We start from the raw sequence: 14,298 nt of genomic DNA on the forward strand, positions 1-14,298 counted from the left end.
TTTTCAGTCCAAAACCAATTAATCCGTTCTGAACAAATGAATAGGGGACACAAATGAGCTTATTACTAGAACTAGCTGGCAACAAAGCCAAAGCACGCGCGGCAGCAAAAGAACTAAACGTTGCGCAACTTGAAAACCTAATCGCAGGCTTCACTAACGCTCTTGAAAAAGTAAGAGAAGAAGAAGAAGCGCGCAATGCAGAGCAAGCACTGAAATCAGCTCGCGCAGAAAAAATCGCTACATTGATCGCTGAAAGCGGCTTAACAATGGAAGAAGTGGCTCAATTGACCACACCAAAAGCCGGCGCAACCAAAGGCAAAACGGTAGAACCAAAATACCGCCTAGAGCTTGATGGCGTAACCCACGAATGGACAGGCCGTGGCCGCACACCAAAAGTGTTTCAACAACACTTTGATGCTGGTAACAGCCGTGAGAGCGTTGAAATCAAATAACTTTTGATTCTCAGGCTTTCTCTGAACACAAAAAAAGCGACTCATAATAAGTGAGTCGCTTTTTTTATGTCTTGAACACAGCAGCCTTAAACAAATAGCCTGAATAAAAAGCTTAAACCAAAAGATTTAACCATTGGTGTTACTTGTACAGGTATAAATCAAATCCCATACGCCGTGCCCTAATCGCTCGCCACGTTGTTCAAATTTTGTTAGTGGTCGCCATTCTGGACGCGGGTGATATTCCCCCTTACCGGCAGCGTTTTGGTAATTGACTTGCTCTTCCATCACTTCCATCATGTGCTCTGCATAGGGCTGCCAATCTGTCGCCATGTGAAAATGACCACCCACTCGCAATACGTTAGATACTTGCTGAGCAAATAATGGCTGCACAATGCGTCGCTTGTTGTGCTTTTTCTTATGCCAAGGATCTGGGAAGAATAATTGAAACGCGCTGGCGGTATTTTGAGGCAGACACTGAGCCATGACTTCAATGGCGTCGTCGCAATAAACCCGCAGATTCGTCACCCCTTCTTCCTTCGCCAGCATCATCAGTTTCGCTACGCCCGGTGGGTGAACTTCAATGCCAATAAAGTCTTTCTCTGGGGCACTTTTCGCCATTTCAACTAAAGACGCTCCCATACCAAAACCAACTTCAAGCACCACATCGGATACTCGACCAAACACTTCGGAATAATCGATTCGACCATCTTCAAGGTTTAAGCCATAAACGGCCCAGTTGGCGTCGTAATTTTTTTGCTGACCTTCTGTCATACGGCCACCGCGTACAACAAAGCTGCGAATGGTGCGCTTTTTAGTAGGATCTTGCGTCTCTGAATTTTGCTCTGACATGGTTCCGTATCACTTTAGTGTGTTCTATTTTGAGTAGCTTAAACGGCAATGGCCGAATAATGATGACTCACGGTAAATTTAGGGCGCCATAGTAACTGAAAAAGCTCAGCCTGTCCTGCCCATACAGAGCACGCTAAACAACCTATGCCTTCACTGCCGCCATGCGCCACAATTTAACGACTAATAAAAGCCAGGCAGACAGATAACACACACCGCCCAAAGGCGTTACCGCGCCTAACACGGTGACTCCCGTTAACGCCATGGTGTAAAGGCTGCCAGCAAATAAGACATTACCCAGACAAAACAGCAACAAGACTGCATTGGACTTCGGCACAAAAACCGCCAGGGCGACGACCAGTCCCGCCAATGAATGATACATAAGATATTGGCTGCCGGTACTCCACCAGCCAAGAGCTTGGCTGTCCAGCATACTTTTTAAAGCATGAGCGCCAAACGCGCCAGCCGCTACCGATAAAGCCGCTTGAAAGGCGAATACTGCCGCCCACTTTGATATATTAATCGATAAATTTTGAGCGTTCATAGACCTACTCGTAAAAAAGCTACTCTAATACATTGAAGTAACCATTACTGCCGATGGCGTAATAACGATTACCGGGGGCAAAGGCGAGAGCCAATACACTGGCGCCGCTGGGTCGGCTTTTCGGTGTGTACAGTTCCCATTCTTTTTGCACCGCACCGGTACTGACTTGCACCAATGTCACACGACTGTTTACTTCACCCACTAGCAAAGTTCGGCTGTCGCGCGAAAACACGGCCTGGCTGATGGTGGCATGACGATATTGTAACGCGCCGGTATCCACCTCGGTCACTTCTCGACCGGTACTGGTCGACCAAATTTTCGCTTTGCCAAGCTGTGCAGCGCCAAACGCATACTTGCCGTCGGGGGATAACGCCACGCTAGACAAGCCGTTATTGAACGTCCACTGGTATTTTTTCTCGCCCGTTTGCATGTCCCACAAGGTCACCTTGGATAAGTCATCGCCGGTAATACCTAGCTGTCCATCGGGTGTAATGTCCACAGCGCGTACCGTCGCACCTGTTCGTAATGTTTGACGAATGCCGCCTTGTTTGATGTCGAAGTAGCGTGCGGTTTGGTCGTTAAGACCGATAAGGGCGAAGTCGCCGTTTTGGGTCAATTTCAAGGATTGAATATCACCTGGGGTTGTCCAAAACTCTTCCGACTGCCCGGTCGAGGTATTCCACAATACTAGGGTTCGCGCACCGCCAGTCACTGCGTATTGCCCACTCGGGTCTATATCGACACCAGAAAAAGCAGAAAACTCACCTTGCGCGTGGTTCCAATTGTAGCGGCGTTCATTGGTGCTATTCGTCCAGAAGCTTCCGCCGTGTTGCACCGAGCCAACTACAGCGTTGCCACCGTCGTCGCTCAACACCGCAGAAAACAGACCTTGCACGGCGTATTGTGCGGTCCGTACAGGCGAGTCGGCGGTACATGCCAATAATGCTAAGGCACAAGCGCCAACAAGACTGAACCTAAGCGCTTTTTTCGCTATGCGCTTCATGTAATTCCCTAATCAATTGATCTTCGTATTGAAATCGCTCCATCATCATCACTGTCATGGCCTGTAAAGAAAATGGCAAGGCTTCTAACTGCGCATTACAATGGGCTTTGGTGTCGTACTTGTCATTAAACTCAATGACGACCTGAGTGGATTCCTCAATCAAGGGTAACAGCTGCCCCAACAAGGTAACGGCTCCATCATCATGAAACTCTTTCGCTTCCCGTGCCAACTGCTCATATACGGTAAAATGCCCCGCCGACACATAGTCGATCATCATTTCACAAAGGTTCTGTATTTTAGGCGTATCGGTTGGGGTGAATTCACCACGATCCCGTAAGTACACCCACATTTCAACCAACTGTCGGCGCTGCTCTAACCAACGGTCAATGATCTCATGCACTCCGCCCCATCGTTCTTGGGCTGTCTTACAACCTTCTAACATACGCAGACTCCACTGATGCTTTATTTATTTTTTGTCATTTTCAAAGCATATTCCGATACGTATCCCCCTGCAAGATACTATCGAAAAGGGATTTGTAACCTTTTATTAGTGGGCAGCTTTTTTGCCTATTTGCAATGCAATAACAATATTCGCTAAAGCCATAGCGGCAAAAATAACCAGTGTCCATCCGGGAATACTGAGCCCCAAAAATGTCCAAACTACATCACCGCACTCGCCGGTTCCCATGATCATCGCTTGGGCGATTTCTTGCCACGGGAAAACCTCAAACATGTAACTTAGACCTGGCAAACACGCCGGTAACTCGTCAAAAGGTAAGCTTTGTAGATATAAATGGCGCACGGCCAACGCCGCACCAATAAGAGACAAAACAGCTGCCTTCCAGGCACACCATTTGCGCAGTCTTTCGCTCGACAACACAAAAGAAACCAAGGACACCAAACCGACACAAAAGAAGACAACACGTTGCAGCATACATAATGGACACGGCTCTAAGCCCATTTGATATTCCATATAAAACGCCACCAGCAACAAAACAAAAGAAACCAAAGCAACGAAACCGTGAAATCGACGAGCGGACAACAACGCAACCATAAACAAAAATTCCCAAACGAATTGACTAAATCAGAGATATGCAAAAAAAGACAAGCGGGAGAAACCTGTAAAAACAAAATTCCTACTGACAGAGTACTTTAATGACAGTTAGTATACTGTCTAATAAAACGAATACGAGAGCCAAACATGTCCTTGACGATCTCTTTACGTCATAAAATCACTTTCCTCGCCTTACTGGTTTTAGTCTGCTTTACCAGCATAAATGCTTACGCAGAAGAAGAGGGAGAAGCAGTACCAACGGCGTATGTTGAATTGAAGCCAAACTTTATCGTTAACCATCAGAGCGAAGACACTCGTCTGAGATACATAAAAGCAGGTATTACTATTCGTACCGATGCGAACAGTCAGCTGCTTATTGAAGACAATATGCCTTTGATTAGAGATGCTTTAGTGATGTTTTTGAGTGCGCGCACCCAAGATCAAGTAACGGGCGCTATTGCACGAGAGAAGACACGCGCGGAAGCTGCTGTAGCGGTTAACGAAGCCTTGCAGAATGAAACAGGGCAGTCGCCCGTCACAGATATTTTATTTTCCAGTTTTGTGACCCAATAACACCTGATTCCACCAATGCCGCACTTTAGACGCGACAACGCCCACTGCATCATTCGATACAAGCGGGCGTTGTGGCTTAAATATTACAGTTCTTTTATGTCGTCTGGGCTGACATAACCTGCTAACTTATCTGTCGCTTCGTTATTGAAAAACTTCTCCATTTGCTCCATCACGTATTTACGCGAGTCTGGCTGCATCAAATTCAACTGTTTCTCATTGATCATCATGGTTTGCAGTAACTGCCATTCTTGCCATGCCTGCTTAGACACCGTTTGCAAAATATCCTGCCCTTTTGCACCCGGTAAAGGCGCACGGTCTAATGCTTCCATCTCTTTTTGAAACTTTTTACAAAACACAGTATTGGCCATAAGACGCTCTCATTTTTAAACAATAGAATGGAATAAATAAAATAATGGCGCTCATCCGCCAGAAATCAAGCCCAAAGCCACAAAGCTCAAAATCAAAGTGAAAATTGATGGTCGCTTAACGCGCAGCCAGGCAAACCCAACCAGCACCGGCATCAGATCCCAAACAGTCAAAACGCTTGAGGTCAAAATAGGATTCCACAGCGCTGCCAGTAAAATCCCCACAACGGCGGCATTTAAACACATCACCACAGAACGAAAGCGAGCATAGTAGGATAAGCCTTGCCACATGGATTGTGCACTCAGCATGAGCAGCAAACCAGACAGAAACACAGCAAGCGTCGCCACACCAGCCCAAAGCCAAATGTTTGCATCACTGGGTGCCGACGAAGCGCCTAAAAAACTAGCCATTGTGAACATGGGGCCTGGCACCGCTTGGGCCGCGGCGTACCCCATTAACAAATCTGCATCGGCGACACTATCCGAAACAAACGCCGACAACATGGGCAACACCACATGTCCGCCGCCAAACACCAGCGCCCCCGCCTGATAAAAATTCGAAAACAATTGGCTCAATTGATCTGTTAGTACAAAGCCTACAAAAAACAGCCCTATTACCATGGCCAATAACCAAGGAGCAAAGCGAACAGCAGGTAGAGGTTCGGCTGTATAAGCAACAGGCGGCGACGTAAACAAACTGAACACACCCGCTGCGAATAACACCCACAAACTCACCATGCTCAACGCGGGATACAGCACAGGTAAAAACACCATAAAAGCGGCGCTAAACAATGCTAATACTCCCATTGCGGTAGACTTGCAGAAAGCACGCCACATATTAAGACAAGCGTCCGCCACCACCACAACCGCCAACAGCTTAAGGCCATGCACCAGGTTGCTAAACCATAACTGGTCTTGCCAATGTTGACCAAATTGCGCCAATAACACCATGATAATAAAAGACGGTAAGGTGAAACCGACAAACGCCGCCCAAGCTCCTAACCACCCGGCTCGATGATAACCTAGTGCAAAGCCTACTTGACTCGATCCCGGTCCTGGCACCACTTGACTCAAGGCAACCCATTGAGCGTATTGGGCTTCCGTCGCCCATTTTTTTCGCTGGATAAAAGTCTGATTAAAATAACCAAGGTGCGCTGCCGGCCCGCCAAAACTGGTCAATCCTAATAAAAGAAAAGTCCAAAAAACGTCCAACACACGTTGCCCATAACGGGAAAATGATTTATTTGGCATGAAACTCTCTCAAGGCATTATGTTTATTGGCCTATCTGATTCAGCTTTAACGTATGATCCAACATCACACGGTGAATCAAGCAATCGCCTGCATCAAAATTGTCCTCACAGGGGCTGGCAAACCTTGCGCCAACGCCTCTTGTGAATCAAACCACTGGTACTTATCTCCTTCCAAAATCAAGCTGATATCGGCTAGGTGTAATTGGCTCGGAGAAATGTCCAAATGATAATGACTAAAGGTATGACGGAAAGATGACAAAGGTATTACCTCGGTAACTTGAGTCGCGAATCGTTGTTCGCAATGCAAGACGACAGACTCGTCGCTAGCCACTTCAGGTAAGCTCCAAAGCCCACCCCAAATGCCAGTTTGCGGGCGTTTTTCCAGCAAGAACTGTCCACTTGCGTTGGTTAATACCAATAATTGCAGGCTTTTTTCGGGTTTGGCGGCTTTTTTCGGTTTTCGGATAGGGAATTGCGTTGGGTCTTGGGTTAATCGCGCTTGGCAATCAGTTTGTAAGGGGCACAGCAAACACTGAGGTTTAGAACGAGTACAAAGTGTGGCTCCTAGGTCCATCATGGCTTGAGTGTAATCGCCACAACGCTCGCTTGGCATATAGTGCTCGGCCAGTTCCCACATGGCGTTTTCGGTTTTTTTCTCCCCAGGCCAGGTCGACACAGCATGAAATCGAGCTAAAACACGCTTTACGTTACCGTCTAAAATCGCCGCTTGCACACCACGGGAAATCGACAAAATCGCTGCCGCGGTTGAACGGCCAATACCCGGCAGTTCACACACTCCTTCCACGCTTAATGGAAATACACAGTCGTATTCGTCCACCAGCCTTTTAGCGGCTTTATGCATATTCCGAGCGCGCGCGTAATAGCCCAAACCACTCCAATGGGCGAGCACCTCGTCTTGATCGGCATTTGCCAAAGCCTCAACAGTGGGGAAAGACGCCATAAAAGCATGATAATAGGGAATAACCGTGGTCACCTGCGTTTGCTGCAGCATGATTTCTGAAATCCAAACCCGATATGGGGTTTTGTCGACTTGCCACGGCAGACTTTTACGCCCGTGCTCATCAAACCACGCCAACACACGGGGCGCAAAATTCTCAACTGGTGTCATCTTTTTCTCGTTTTTACCTTAATAATGGTCTTGGGTTAAAACAGGCTTTTTAGTTTATCTTTGAGCTTGTCTTTTAAGCGCTCTTGTTCCGCTTCGGCTTTTTCTTCCAGCTTGACTTTTAAACGCTCTTTTTCTTCATCGGCTTTGGCTTTTAACTCTTCTTTCGCCAAGTCCGCAAACAGAGATCCGAAGCCTTTTAAGTCAGGCCCACATAAACCGGCTGGGTCATCACTAAACTCGCCCTTACATACGATGGGGAAAGCCAGTTTGGCCACTTTTTCATTTACACGACACGCGTTATCCAAACCACTGCCGCCAAGGCCAACATTGGCTTGATAGTCCAATGAGGCATTTGGCAAGGACACCACACCATCGCCGGTGACTTGTACGCCTGCCGAGCGAATTTCTAAACCCGGAGTCGATACCTGACCATTCACAATGTGCGCAGGAAAGCGCATGGTTTCAAAGGGCGTATCTGGACCAAATTCGCTTTCGTCTATGGCGTCTTTGCGCACTGCGGCAATGCCTTGGCACACGGTTTTAGTGAGGTTCGTGCCGATCAAAGCACCATTGCGAATGTCGACCAATAAATCGCCCTGCAAGGACGCCATCAAAGCGTCCACGCTGTTGCCTGTGGTATTCAATTCGCCGTTTAAGTAAGTGGCCCCAGCGATTTTATCCATGTCCATAAAGTCCACCAATAAAGGCTGAATCTGCACACCATCGATGGTTGGCGACACCGACACGGTCGGCATTTTACCACGCACATCCAAACTGGCTTGGGACGACACACTGCCCTCATACAAGGTCGCTTTTAACGGCGATATCTCTACTAAACCTTGAAATTGCGTTGAATCCAGCTCGATTTTGTCGATTTTAACGTTCTTTACGACTAGGCTCTCAAACACCATGTCCACATGACCATTGAGCTCTCGAATCGTGTCGACGGGAATCAACTCGCTTGGCGCAGTGGCTTGCTCAACCTTGGCTTCCACCTGAGCTTCAGTAACCGCGACCTTGGAGCCGTTTTCATTTTCTTCCACGGGCTTTGGTAGGTAACGATCTAGATTAAGGTTTTTCCCCGCCACACTCACGTCCCAGCGCAATGGGGACAAATCCAACACCGCATTGGCTTCGATACTGGTATCGTCCATGACCAGTGAAATAGGCTGTGCGGTAACCGTGTCCATGTTGCCTTCTAAAGTGATCGCCGCTCTGGCTTTGGTTAACGCGGTTTCGTCCGCCATGTCGGGCAAAGCCACACTAAGACGAGTAAGCAAATACCTTGGGTTAAATTCGCCAATCGACAACACAGCAGAAAACTGCGGATCGCTGAGCACCTGATAGGCTCGTACTTTCGCATCGAGGTTTACCCCCAGCACGTTCAAAGACAAACCATCTAACAGGACATTTTCCTGTGGCAAATCGACGTCCAGCGTCATGGCACTGAGTTTGGCGCTAATCGGACTTGCGGGTAACGAGTCCCCTTCCACTTCGCCCGTTAACACCAGTGAATCCAATGACAAGGTCTCTCTGGAGGGAAACACTGCCAAGTTAGCGCTTAATGTCGCCTTCGCGTTGATCGCGGAGCCGCCTTGCAAGTCACTCTGCGTTACAGCCATGTCCATCGCCATCGGCCAAGCTTTGTCCCACTGCACATCGTTTAAACGTATGGTCAAGGTGGCATCGATAAGCTGGTTGGTTTGTTCATCGCGATATTGCACTTGCGCGTTTTCAATGATCAATTCATCGAGCTGTAAGTCGGGCAAGTTTAAGGGAGAAGATGAAGGGTTAGCCTCATCAGTTTGAACAGAAGTCGATGCCTGCGCGGGTGTCGGTGATGCGCCCGACGAAGACGCAACCGCTTGGGGTTGGGTCATTTCCCAGTTTCCACGGCCTTGGGCGTCTTTTTTCAGCCGTGCGGTTAAGTTCACCAAATTGACTTTGTCCACTTGGATTTTTTGTTCGAGCAAGGGCAAGATCGCCAAGCCAAATTCAGCACGATCGAATTGTACGATTTCAGCATCTGTCCCCAGCGCCACGCCAATGTCTTCAAGCTCTAAGCCAAGCCAAGGGAAAAAGGACCAACTAATGTCGCCGTCTAGCCGCAGAGTCACGTTGGCTTTATCTAGCGCAACGCTTTTGAGCTCGTCTTTAAAATCATTCGGATTGACGAATAAAATAACGTACGCCAATAAAATGGCAACCAGGGCCAAAAGCCCTCCGATAAACAGTGACAGTCGCTTTACCCACACCATGGCACACTCCTAGAAAACGATCGATTGGCTTATCATAGCACTCGATGTCTGGCTTTATCGACGCTATAGAAAGAACTCATCGAAAAACACCCCGACAAAGCGTAGAAGCAAACCAGCCCTCGTTCTATAATGTGGCCCTTATGTTTACAACGTGGCGAACTGATCGCCTCACTTACTGTGGAGAAACCAATCAATGTCCGATCGCATTGCCAGTGTCGAGCGTAATACGCTTGAAACTCAGATCAAGGTATCGATTAACCTAGACGGTACCGGTAAATTCAATTGCGTCACAGGCGTGCCTTTTCTTGACCACATGCTGGAGCAAGTGGCTCGTCATGGCTTAATTGACATGGATATTCACGCGGTTGGCGATCTTCACATCGACGCTCACCACACGGTAGAAGATTTGGGCATCACGCTAGGCCAAGCTTTTGACATTGCGGTTGGCGACAAAAAAGGCATCAAACGTTACGGCCATGCTTACGTGCCATTAGACGAAGCTTTGTCTCGTGTGGTCATCGATTTCTCTGGTCGTCCGGGCTTACAAATGCACGTGCCTTTTACTCGTGGCTCTGTTGGCGGTTTCGATGTGGATTTATTCTCTGAATTTTTCCACGGCTTTATTAACCACTCGAAAACAACGCTTCACTTAGACAACTTGCGTGGTAAAAACACTCACCACCAAGCCGAAACCATCTTTAAAGCCTTCGGTCGTGCATTGCGCATGGCGCTAGAAGTCGATGAGCGCATGGCGGGGCAAATGCCGTCCACTAAGGGTTGTTTGTAGGATTCTCACTATGACAGACATCACAAAGCGTGACGTTAAGCACTCTACAGTTGCCGTAATCGACTACGGCATGGGTAACCTGCATTCAGTCGCCAAGGCGCTAGAGCATGTGGCTGATGAACACACTACGGTTGTGGTCACCAGTGATCCTGCGGTCATCGACGCGGCGGATCGTGTGTTACTGCCAGGCGTTGGCGCAATTCGTGATTGTATCGGCGAAATGTACAACACAGGCTTGGTACCAAGCATTCGTAAAGCCATGAAAGAAAAGCCGTTTTTAGCGATCTGTGTGGGCATTCAATCATTGATGTCGCACAGTGAAGAAAACGGCGGTGTGGACTGTTTGAATCACTTTGCCGGCAACGCCTTATTCTTTGGCAATAACCATAAAGATTACGACGGCAGCAAACTCAAAGTGCCGCACATGGGCTGGAACCAAGTAAAGCACACTATTAAGCACCCCTTATGGGAAGGCATTCCAGACAACGCGCGGTTTTATTTCGTCCACAGTTTTTATGTAGTGCCGGAAAACAAAGCCGAAGTGGCTGGCACCTGCGATTACGGTCTAGAATTTTGTGTGGCACTGGCTCGCGATAATGTCTTCGCGGTGCAATTCCACCCAGAAAAGAGCCACAAAGACGGTCTGCAGCTGTACAAAAACTTCATCCACTGGGATGGCAAGCCATAACCATTTTCTAGATTAGGAGCCATTTTATGGGCTTAGCAAAACGTATTATTCCTTGTCTTGATGTGGACAATGGTCGTGTCGTCAAGGGCGTGCAGTTTTTGGACATTCGCGATGCCGGCGACCCGGTAGAAGTCGCCAAACGTTACGACGAACAAGGCGCCGATGAGATCACTTTTTTGGACATCACCGCCAGCTCCGACGATCGTGAAACCACGGTTCATATGGTCGAAGCCATTGCCAGCCAGGTATTCATTCCCCTAACCGTGGGTGGTGGTATTCGCACCTGTGAAGACATTCGTCGCATGCTCAACGCTGGTGCCGACAAAGTCGGTATTAACACAGCCGCGGTGTTTAACCCAGAATTCGTTCGTGAAGCGGCGCAGCGCTTTGGTTCTCAATGTATCGTTGTGGCCATTGATGCGAAAAAAGTCAGCGCGGAAGGCGAAGCCGATAAGTGGGAAATTTTCACCCATGGCGGCCGCAAGCCAACCGGTCTCGACGCTGTCGAATGGGCGAAGAAAATGGTCGACTACGGCGCCGGTGAAATATTGCTCACCAGCATGGATCGCGACGGTACGAAAAACGGTTTCGATTTGGGTGTGACGCGCGCCATCAGTGAAGCCGTGCATGTGCCTGTTATCGCTTCTGGCGGTGTGGGTAATCTTGACCATCTTGTCGATGGCGTGATTGAAGGCAAAGCCGACGCCGTATTAGCCGCCAGTATTTTTCACTTTGGCGAGTACAGCATCGCACAAGCGAAACAGCGTATGACCGATGCGGGCATTGAGATGCGCCTGTAATCGATTGTTTATCGCAAGACTATTGAACACACGACAGACTTACAGCGACGCGATGATAAGTGGCTGTAAGTCTGCATATTTTGTGCACTAGGTATCTGTTACTTGCTGCGAGCCAGCTCTGGCGAGTACAATCCTGACCAATTTCAATGTGCCCAATTCAGTTTGGCTCTACCTTAGCCCTACCTAAATAGAAGGAAGACTTCTTGACCACCTTATCCGATGCCTTGCAAGCGCTGGCAACCCATTGCCAACAAGCCGCGACAACAGACGCGTTAACCTTTCATCGTGGTGTGGAACGAGAAGCCCTTCGAGTCAATCGCTCTGATGGCCGAATCTCCCACAAACCTCACCCAAAATCTCTTGGCTCTGCCCTGACGCACAGTTCCATTACTACGGATTATTCTGAATCTTTGATGGAATTTATCACTCAAGTGCACCCCAGTGTAGAAGGCGTCATCAAAGAGTTAGACGACATTCATAACTTGGTCAATCACGAATTGTTTAAGCTAAACGAGTGTTTGTGGCCAGCCAGTATGCCTTGCTATTTAGAGAGCAACGACGATGTGCCAATTGCATACTTTGGTGAATCCAATACCGGCAAGTTGAAATACGTTTACCGCGAGGGCTTGTCGAATCGTTATGGACGTATTATGCAATGTATCGCCGGCATGCATTATAACTTTTCCTTCGATGCGGATTTTTGGGCTTTCTTAGCCACTTATAAAGGCAAATCTGATCTATCTAGCGCCGAAAAACAAACCTTCCAATCTGACAGCTATTTTGCGCTGATCCGTAACTTTCGCCGCAGCTCTTGGATGCTGTCACTGTTGTTTGGTGCCTCCCCTGCTATCGACCAGAGCTTCTTGCCGAAAAAGCCCGACAGTTTAGTCAGTCTAAAAGACAACACTTGGTTTGGCCCGAAAGCCACTTCATTACGCATGAGCGATTTGGGCTACCAAAACAAAGCCCAAGCAGATTTGTATGTGTGTTACAACGAAGTGGAAACCTATATCAGTACGGTGAAAAAAGCCCTACAAACGCCTTATCAGCGCTACCAAGAAATTGGCGTTAAAGTCGATGGTCAATACCGCCAGCTCAACAGCAATTTGCTGCAAATTGAAAACGAATACTACAGCGACATTCGACCTAAGCGTGTGACACAACCGGGCGAACACCCAAGCGCTGCCCTTCACGCCCGAGGCGTTGAATACATCGAAGTGCGTATCATGGACATCGACCCAGAATCGTCCATAGGCATGAAGTCGTCTACTCTGTATTTCATCGATGTGTTTTTGCTGTATTGCATGTTGCGTGGCGACGAACAGCTTGGCATGGATGAATGCAGCCGTTTGCGTAAAATGCAGCAGGAAATTGCCGCCCACGGCCGTGACCTAGGTATGAGTTTTGACTTTGGGCAAGGCCCCACACCGCTTCGTAGTAAAGCAAACAGTATGTTGGACGACCTTGCCAGCGTGGCTGACTTTTTATCGCATTCTACAGGCAATTCGGCTTACCGAGACGCGGTGGATGTTCAAAGAGAAAAGCTCGCCGATGAGGCTAAGTTACCTTCTGCCAAGTTATTGGCACGCAGTCAGGCTGCAAACGGTTATCAAAACGCCATGCTTGCCCTGTCTAAAGAACAGCAAACCGCGTGGATGAATTGCCCTTTGCCTGAAGCCTTAACTCAAGAGTTCATGAACAAAGCGGAACGTTCATGGCAGGAGCAGGAAGCCATTGAAGCAGCCGACGAGGTGGATTTCGACACCTTTTTAAAAGCCTACTTAACGCCTCAATAGGCGTTCCATCCGTACAGTAAGTTTCACCCACACAGTAAAAAGCCTCTACTTTTCTGATAAAAAGTAGAGGCTTTTTTTGTTCTTACTGAGCCTTGATTAGGCGTTTGGCGACACTGGGATAACGTCTAAATTTTCCAACACCAACCATTCAGACAATTTGGTACGCAAGGTATCAAGACCATCGCCATTCAGTGACGAGAAAGTTTGTACCGTTCCATCGATGCCTTGTTTCTTCAGCTCACGCTGTACGCTAAACATTGAGGCTTGCGCGGGGCCACGTTTTAGTTTGTCGGACTTGGTTAGCAAAATATGGACCTTCATATTATTAGACTTGGCCCAGTCTAACATCATGCCATCAAAGTCTTTCAATGGGTGACGAATGTCCATCACCAATACCACGCCAGCTAAAGAGCGACGGTTCATTAAGTAGTCTTGCATGTGAGCTTGCCAAACTTTTTTCATCTCGATCGGCACTTTTGCAAAACCATAACCAGGCAAATCGATAAGACGACGATCCTCTACGTTTAGACCAAAACAGTTAATTAACTGAGTACGCCCAGGAGTTTTGGAAGTACGAGCCAGTTTTTTCTGGTTGGTCAGTGTGTTCAGTGCTGTTGATTTACCTGCATTTGAACGTCCAGCAAAGGCAACTTCGACCCCTTGGTCTAAAGGGCATTGAGAAAGTTTCTCTGCACTTTTGATGAAATGGGCAGATTGGAAAATAGAGTCAAAAGGTGTCATAAGTTGATATT

Annotated in this window: 16 protein-coding genes; 6 read left to right on the plus strand and 10 right to left on the minus strand. The window is 48.0% G+C overall.

Translation table 11 applies throughout. From position 1 onward, the window contains the following. The first annotated feature begins 53 nt into the window (after positions 1-53). A complete protein-coding gene (locus J9B83_RS01845; protein ID WP_211535011.1) occupies positions 54-452 on the plus strand; it encodes an H-NS histone family protein in 399 nt (132 codons plus the stop codon). 126 nt (positions 453-578) lie between these two features. On the opposite strand, the gene trmB is transcribed toward J9B83_RS01845, so the two are convergent. From trmB to J9B83_RS01870, 5 genes are all read right to left on the minus strand, one after another. Continuing rightward, positions 579-1,301: a tRNA (guanosine(46)-N7)-methyltransferase TrmB gene (gene trmB, locus J9B83_RS01850; protein WP_211535012.1), complete on the minus strand. Its 723-nt coding sequence runs from the start codon at positions 1,299-1,301 to the stop codon at positions 579-581. A 142-nt stretch (positions 1,302-1,443) separates the two neighbouring features. Further along, positions 1,444-1,842, minus strand: a complete 399-nt coding sequence (locus tag J9B83_RS01855; RefSeq protein WP_211535013.1) for a DUF423 domain-containing protein — start codon at positions 1,840-1,842, stop codon at positions 1,444-1,446. 19 nt (positions 1,843-1,861) lie between these two features. Continuing rightward, complete coding sequence (locus J9B83_RS01860; RefSeq protein ID WP_211535014.1) at positions 1,862-2,845, minus strand: WD40 repeat domain-containing protein; 984 nt, start codon at positions 2,843-2,845, stop codon at positions 1,862-1,864. Further along, positions 2,817-3,287, minus strand: coding sequence for a sigma D regulator (gene rsd, locus J9B83_RS01865; protein ID WP_211535015.1), 471 nt, complete (start codon positions 3,285-3,287; stop codon positions 2,817-2,819). The genes J9B83_RS01860 and rsd overlap by 29 nt, the downstream gene beginning before the upstream one ends. 105 nt (positions 3,288-3,392) lie before the next feature. Then, complete coding sequence (locus J9B83_RS01870; RefSeq protein WP_211535016.1) at positions 3,393-3,899, minus strand: disulfide bond formation protein B; 507 nt, start codon at positions 3,897-3,899, stop codon at positions 3,393-3,395. Positions 3,900-4,046: 147 nt separating this feature from the next. On the opposite strand from J9B83_RS01870, the gene J9B83_RS01875 reads away from it, so the two are divergent. Further along, positions 4,047-4,472 (plus strand): flagellar basal body-associated FliL family protein, encoded by a 426-nt coding sequence (locus J9B83_RS01875; RefSeq protein WP_211535017.1) that lies wholly within the window; start codon positions 4,047-4,049, stop codon positions 4,470-4,472. Between the two features lie 83 nt (positions 4,473-4,555). Here J9B83_RS01875 and J9B83_RS01880 read toward each other — a convergent pair whose 3' ends face one another. The 4 genes from J9B83_RS01880 to J9B83_RS01895 all read right to left on the minus strand — a co-directional run bounded on the left by J9B83_RS01880 (position 4,556) and on the right by J9B83_RS01895 (position 9,475). After that, positions 4,556-4,840: an oxidative damage protection protein gene (locus J9B83_RS01880; protein WP_211535018.1), complete on the minus strand. Its 285-nt coding sequence runs from the start codon at positions 4,838-4,840 to the stop codon at positions 4,556-4,558. Between the two features lie 51 nt (positions 4,841-4,891). Next, positions 4,892-6,088 carry a chromate efflux transporter gene (chrA, locus tag J9B83_RS01885; RefSeq protein WP_211535019.1) on the minus strand — a complete coding sequence of 399 codons (1,197 nt, stop codon included), beginning with the start codon at positions 6,086-6,088 and terminating at the stop codon, positions 4,892-4,894. A gap of 76 nt (positions 6,089-6,164) precedes the next feature. Beyond that, on the minus strand, positions 6,165-7,217 hold the full coding sequence (mutY, locus tag J9B83_RS01890; RefSeq protein WP_211535020.1) for an A/G-specific adenine glycosylase: 1,053 nt from the start codon (positions 7,215-7,217) through the stop codon (positions 6,165-6,167). 35 nt (positions 7,218-7,252) lie between these two features. Beyond that, positions 7,253-9,475, minus strand: coding sequence for an AsmA family protein (locus tag J9B83_RS01895; protein ID WP_211535021.1), 2,223 nt, complete (start codon positions 9,473-9,475; stop codon positions 7,253-7,255). Positions 9,476-9,668: 193 nt separating this feature from the next. Here J9B83_RS01895 and hisB point away from each other — a divergent pair, with 193 nt between their 5' ends. The 4 genes from hisB to gshA all read left to right on the plus strand — a co-directional run bounded on the left by hisB (position 9,669) and on the right by gshA (position 13,546). Beyond that, positions 9,669-10,262, plus strand: coding sequence for an imidazoleglycerol-phosphate dehydratase HisB (hisB, locus tag J9B83_RS01900; RefSeq protein ID WP_211535022.1), 594 nt, complete (start codon positions 9,669-9,671; stop codon positions 10,260-10,262). 10 nt (positions 10,263-10,272) lie between these two features. Further along, positions 10,273-10,950: an imidazole glycerol phosphate synthase subunit HisH gene (hisH, locus tag J9B83_RS01905; RefSeq protein ID WP_211535023.1), complete on the plus strand. Its 678-nt coding sequence runs from the start codon at positions 10,273-10,275 to the stop codon at positions 10,948-10,950. Between the two features lie 26 nt (positions 10,951-10,976). Further along, positions 10,977-11,750 (plus strand): imidazole glycerol phosphate synthase subunit HisF, encoded by a 774-nt coding sequence (gene hisF / locus J9B83_RS01910; RefSeq protein ID WP_211535024.1) that lies wholly within the window; start codon positions 10,977-10,979, stop codon positions 11,748-11,750. A 203-nt stretch (positions 11,751-11,953) separates the two neighbouring features. Then, complete coding sequence (gene gshA, locus J9B83_RS01915) at positions 11,954-13,546, plus strand: glutamate--cysteine ligase (protein ID WP_211535025.1); 1,593 nt, start codon at positions 11,954-11,956, stop codon at positions 13,544-13,546. 96 nt (positions 13,547-13,642) lie between these two features. Here gshA and yihA read toward each other — a convergent pair whose 3' ends face one another. Then, the gene (gene yihA, locus J9B83_RS01920; protein WP_211535026.1) at positions 13,643-14,287 is read right to left on the minus strand and encodes a ribosome biogenesis GTP-binding protein YihA/YsxC; all 645 of its coding nucleotides are present in this window, start codon (positions 14,285-14,287) and stop codon (positions 13,643-13,645) included. Positions 14,288-14,298 lie beyond the last annotated feature (11 nt).

Source organism: Marinomonas vulgaris, assembly GCF_018145875.1.
Lineage (GTDB): Bacteria > Pseudomonadota > Gammaproteobacteria > Pseudomonadales > Marinomonadaceae > Marinomonas > Marinomonas vulgaris.

Excerpts from the sequence above, each read along its gene's own strand:
- hisF (WP_211535024.1), top strand. The coding sequence starts at position 10,977 with ATGGGCTTAGCAAAACGTATTATTCCTTGTCTTGATGTGGACAATGGT.
- J9B83_RS01880 (WP_211535018.1), bottom strand. The coding sequence starts at position 4,840 with ATGGCCAATACTGTGTTTTGTAAAAAGTTTCAAAAAGAGATGGAAGCA.
- J9B83_RS01855 (WP_211535013.1), bottom strand. The coding sequence starts at position 1,842 with ATGAACGCTCAAAATTTATCGATTAATATATCAAAGTGGGCGGCAGTA.
- J9B83_RS01875 (WP_211535017.1), top strand. The coding sequence starts at position 4,047 with ATGTCCTTGACGATCTCTTTACGTCATAAAATCACTTTCCTCGCCTTA.
- hisH (WP_211535023.1), top strand. The coding sequence starts at position 10,273 with ATGACAGACATCACAAAGCGTGACGTTAAGCACTCTACAGTTGCCGTA.
- mutY (WP_211535020.1), bottom strand. The coding sequence starts at position 7,217 with ATGACACCAGTTGAGAATTTTGCGCCCCGTGTGTTGGCGTGGTTTGAT.
- J9B83_RS01860 (WP_211535014.1), bottom strand. The coding sequence starts at position 2,845 with ATGAAGCGCATAGCGAAAAAAGCGCTTAGGTTCAGTCTTGTTGGCGCT.
- chrA (WP_211535019.1), bottom strand. The coding sequence starts at position 6,088 with ATGCCAAATAAATCATTTTCCCGTTATGGGCAACGTGTGTTGGACGTT.
- trmB (WP_211535012.1), bottom strand. The coding sequence starts at position 1,301 with ATGTCAGAGCAAAATTCAGAGACGCAAGATCCTACTAAAAAGCGCACC.
- J9B83_RS01870 (WP_211535016.1), bottom strand. The coding sequence starts at position 3,899 with ATGGTTGCGTTGTTGTCCGCTCGTCGATTTCACGGTTTCGTTGCTTTG.
- hisB (WP_211535022.1), top strand. The coding sequence starts at position 9,669 with ATGTCCGATCGCATTGCCAGTGTCGAGCGTAATACGCTTGAAACTCAG.
- yihA (WP_211535026.1), bottom strand. The coding sequence starts at position 14,287 with ATGACACCTTTTGACTCTATTTTCCAATCTGCCCATTTCATCAAAAGT.
- J9B83_RS01895 (WP_211535021.1), bottom strand. The coding sequence starts at position 9,475 with ATGGTGTGGGTAAAGCGACTGTCACTGTTTATCGGAGGGCTTTTGGCC.
- rsd (WP_211535015.1), bottom strand. The coding sequence starts at position 3,287 with ATGTTAGAAGGTTGTAAGACAGCCCAAGAACGATGGGGCGGAGTGCAT.
- J9B83_RS01845 (WP_211535011.1), top strand. The coding sequence starts at position 54 with ATGAGCTTATTACTAGAACTAGCTGGCAACAAAGCCAAAGCACGCGCG.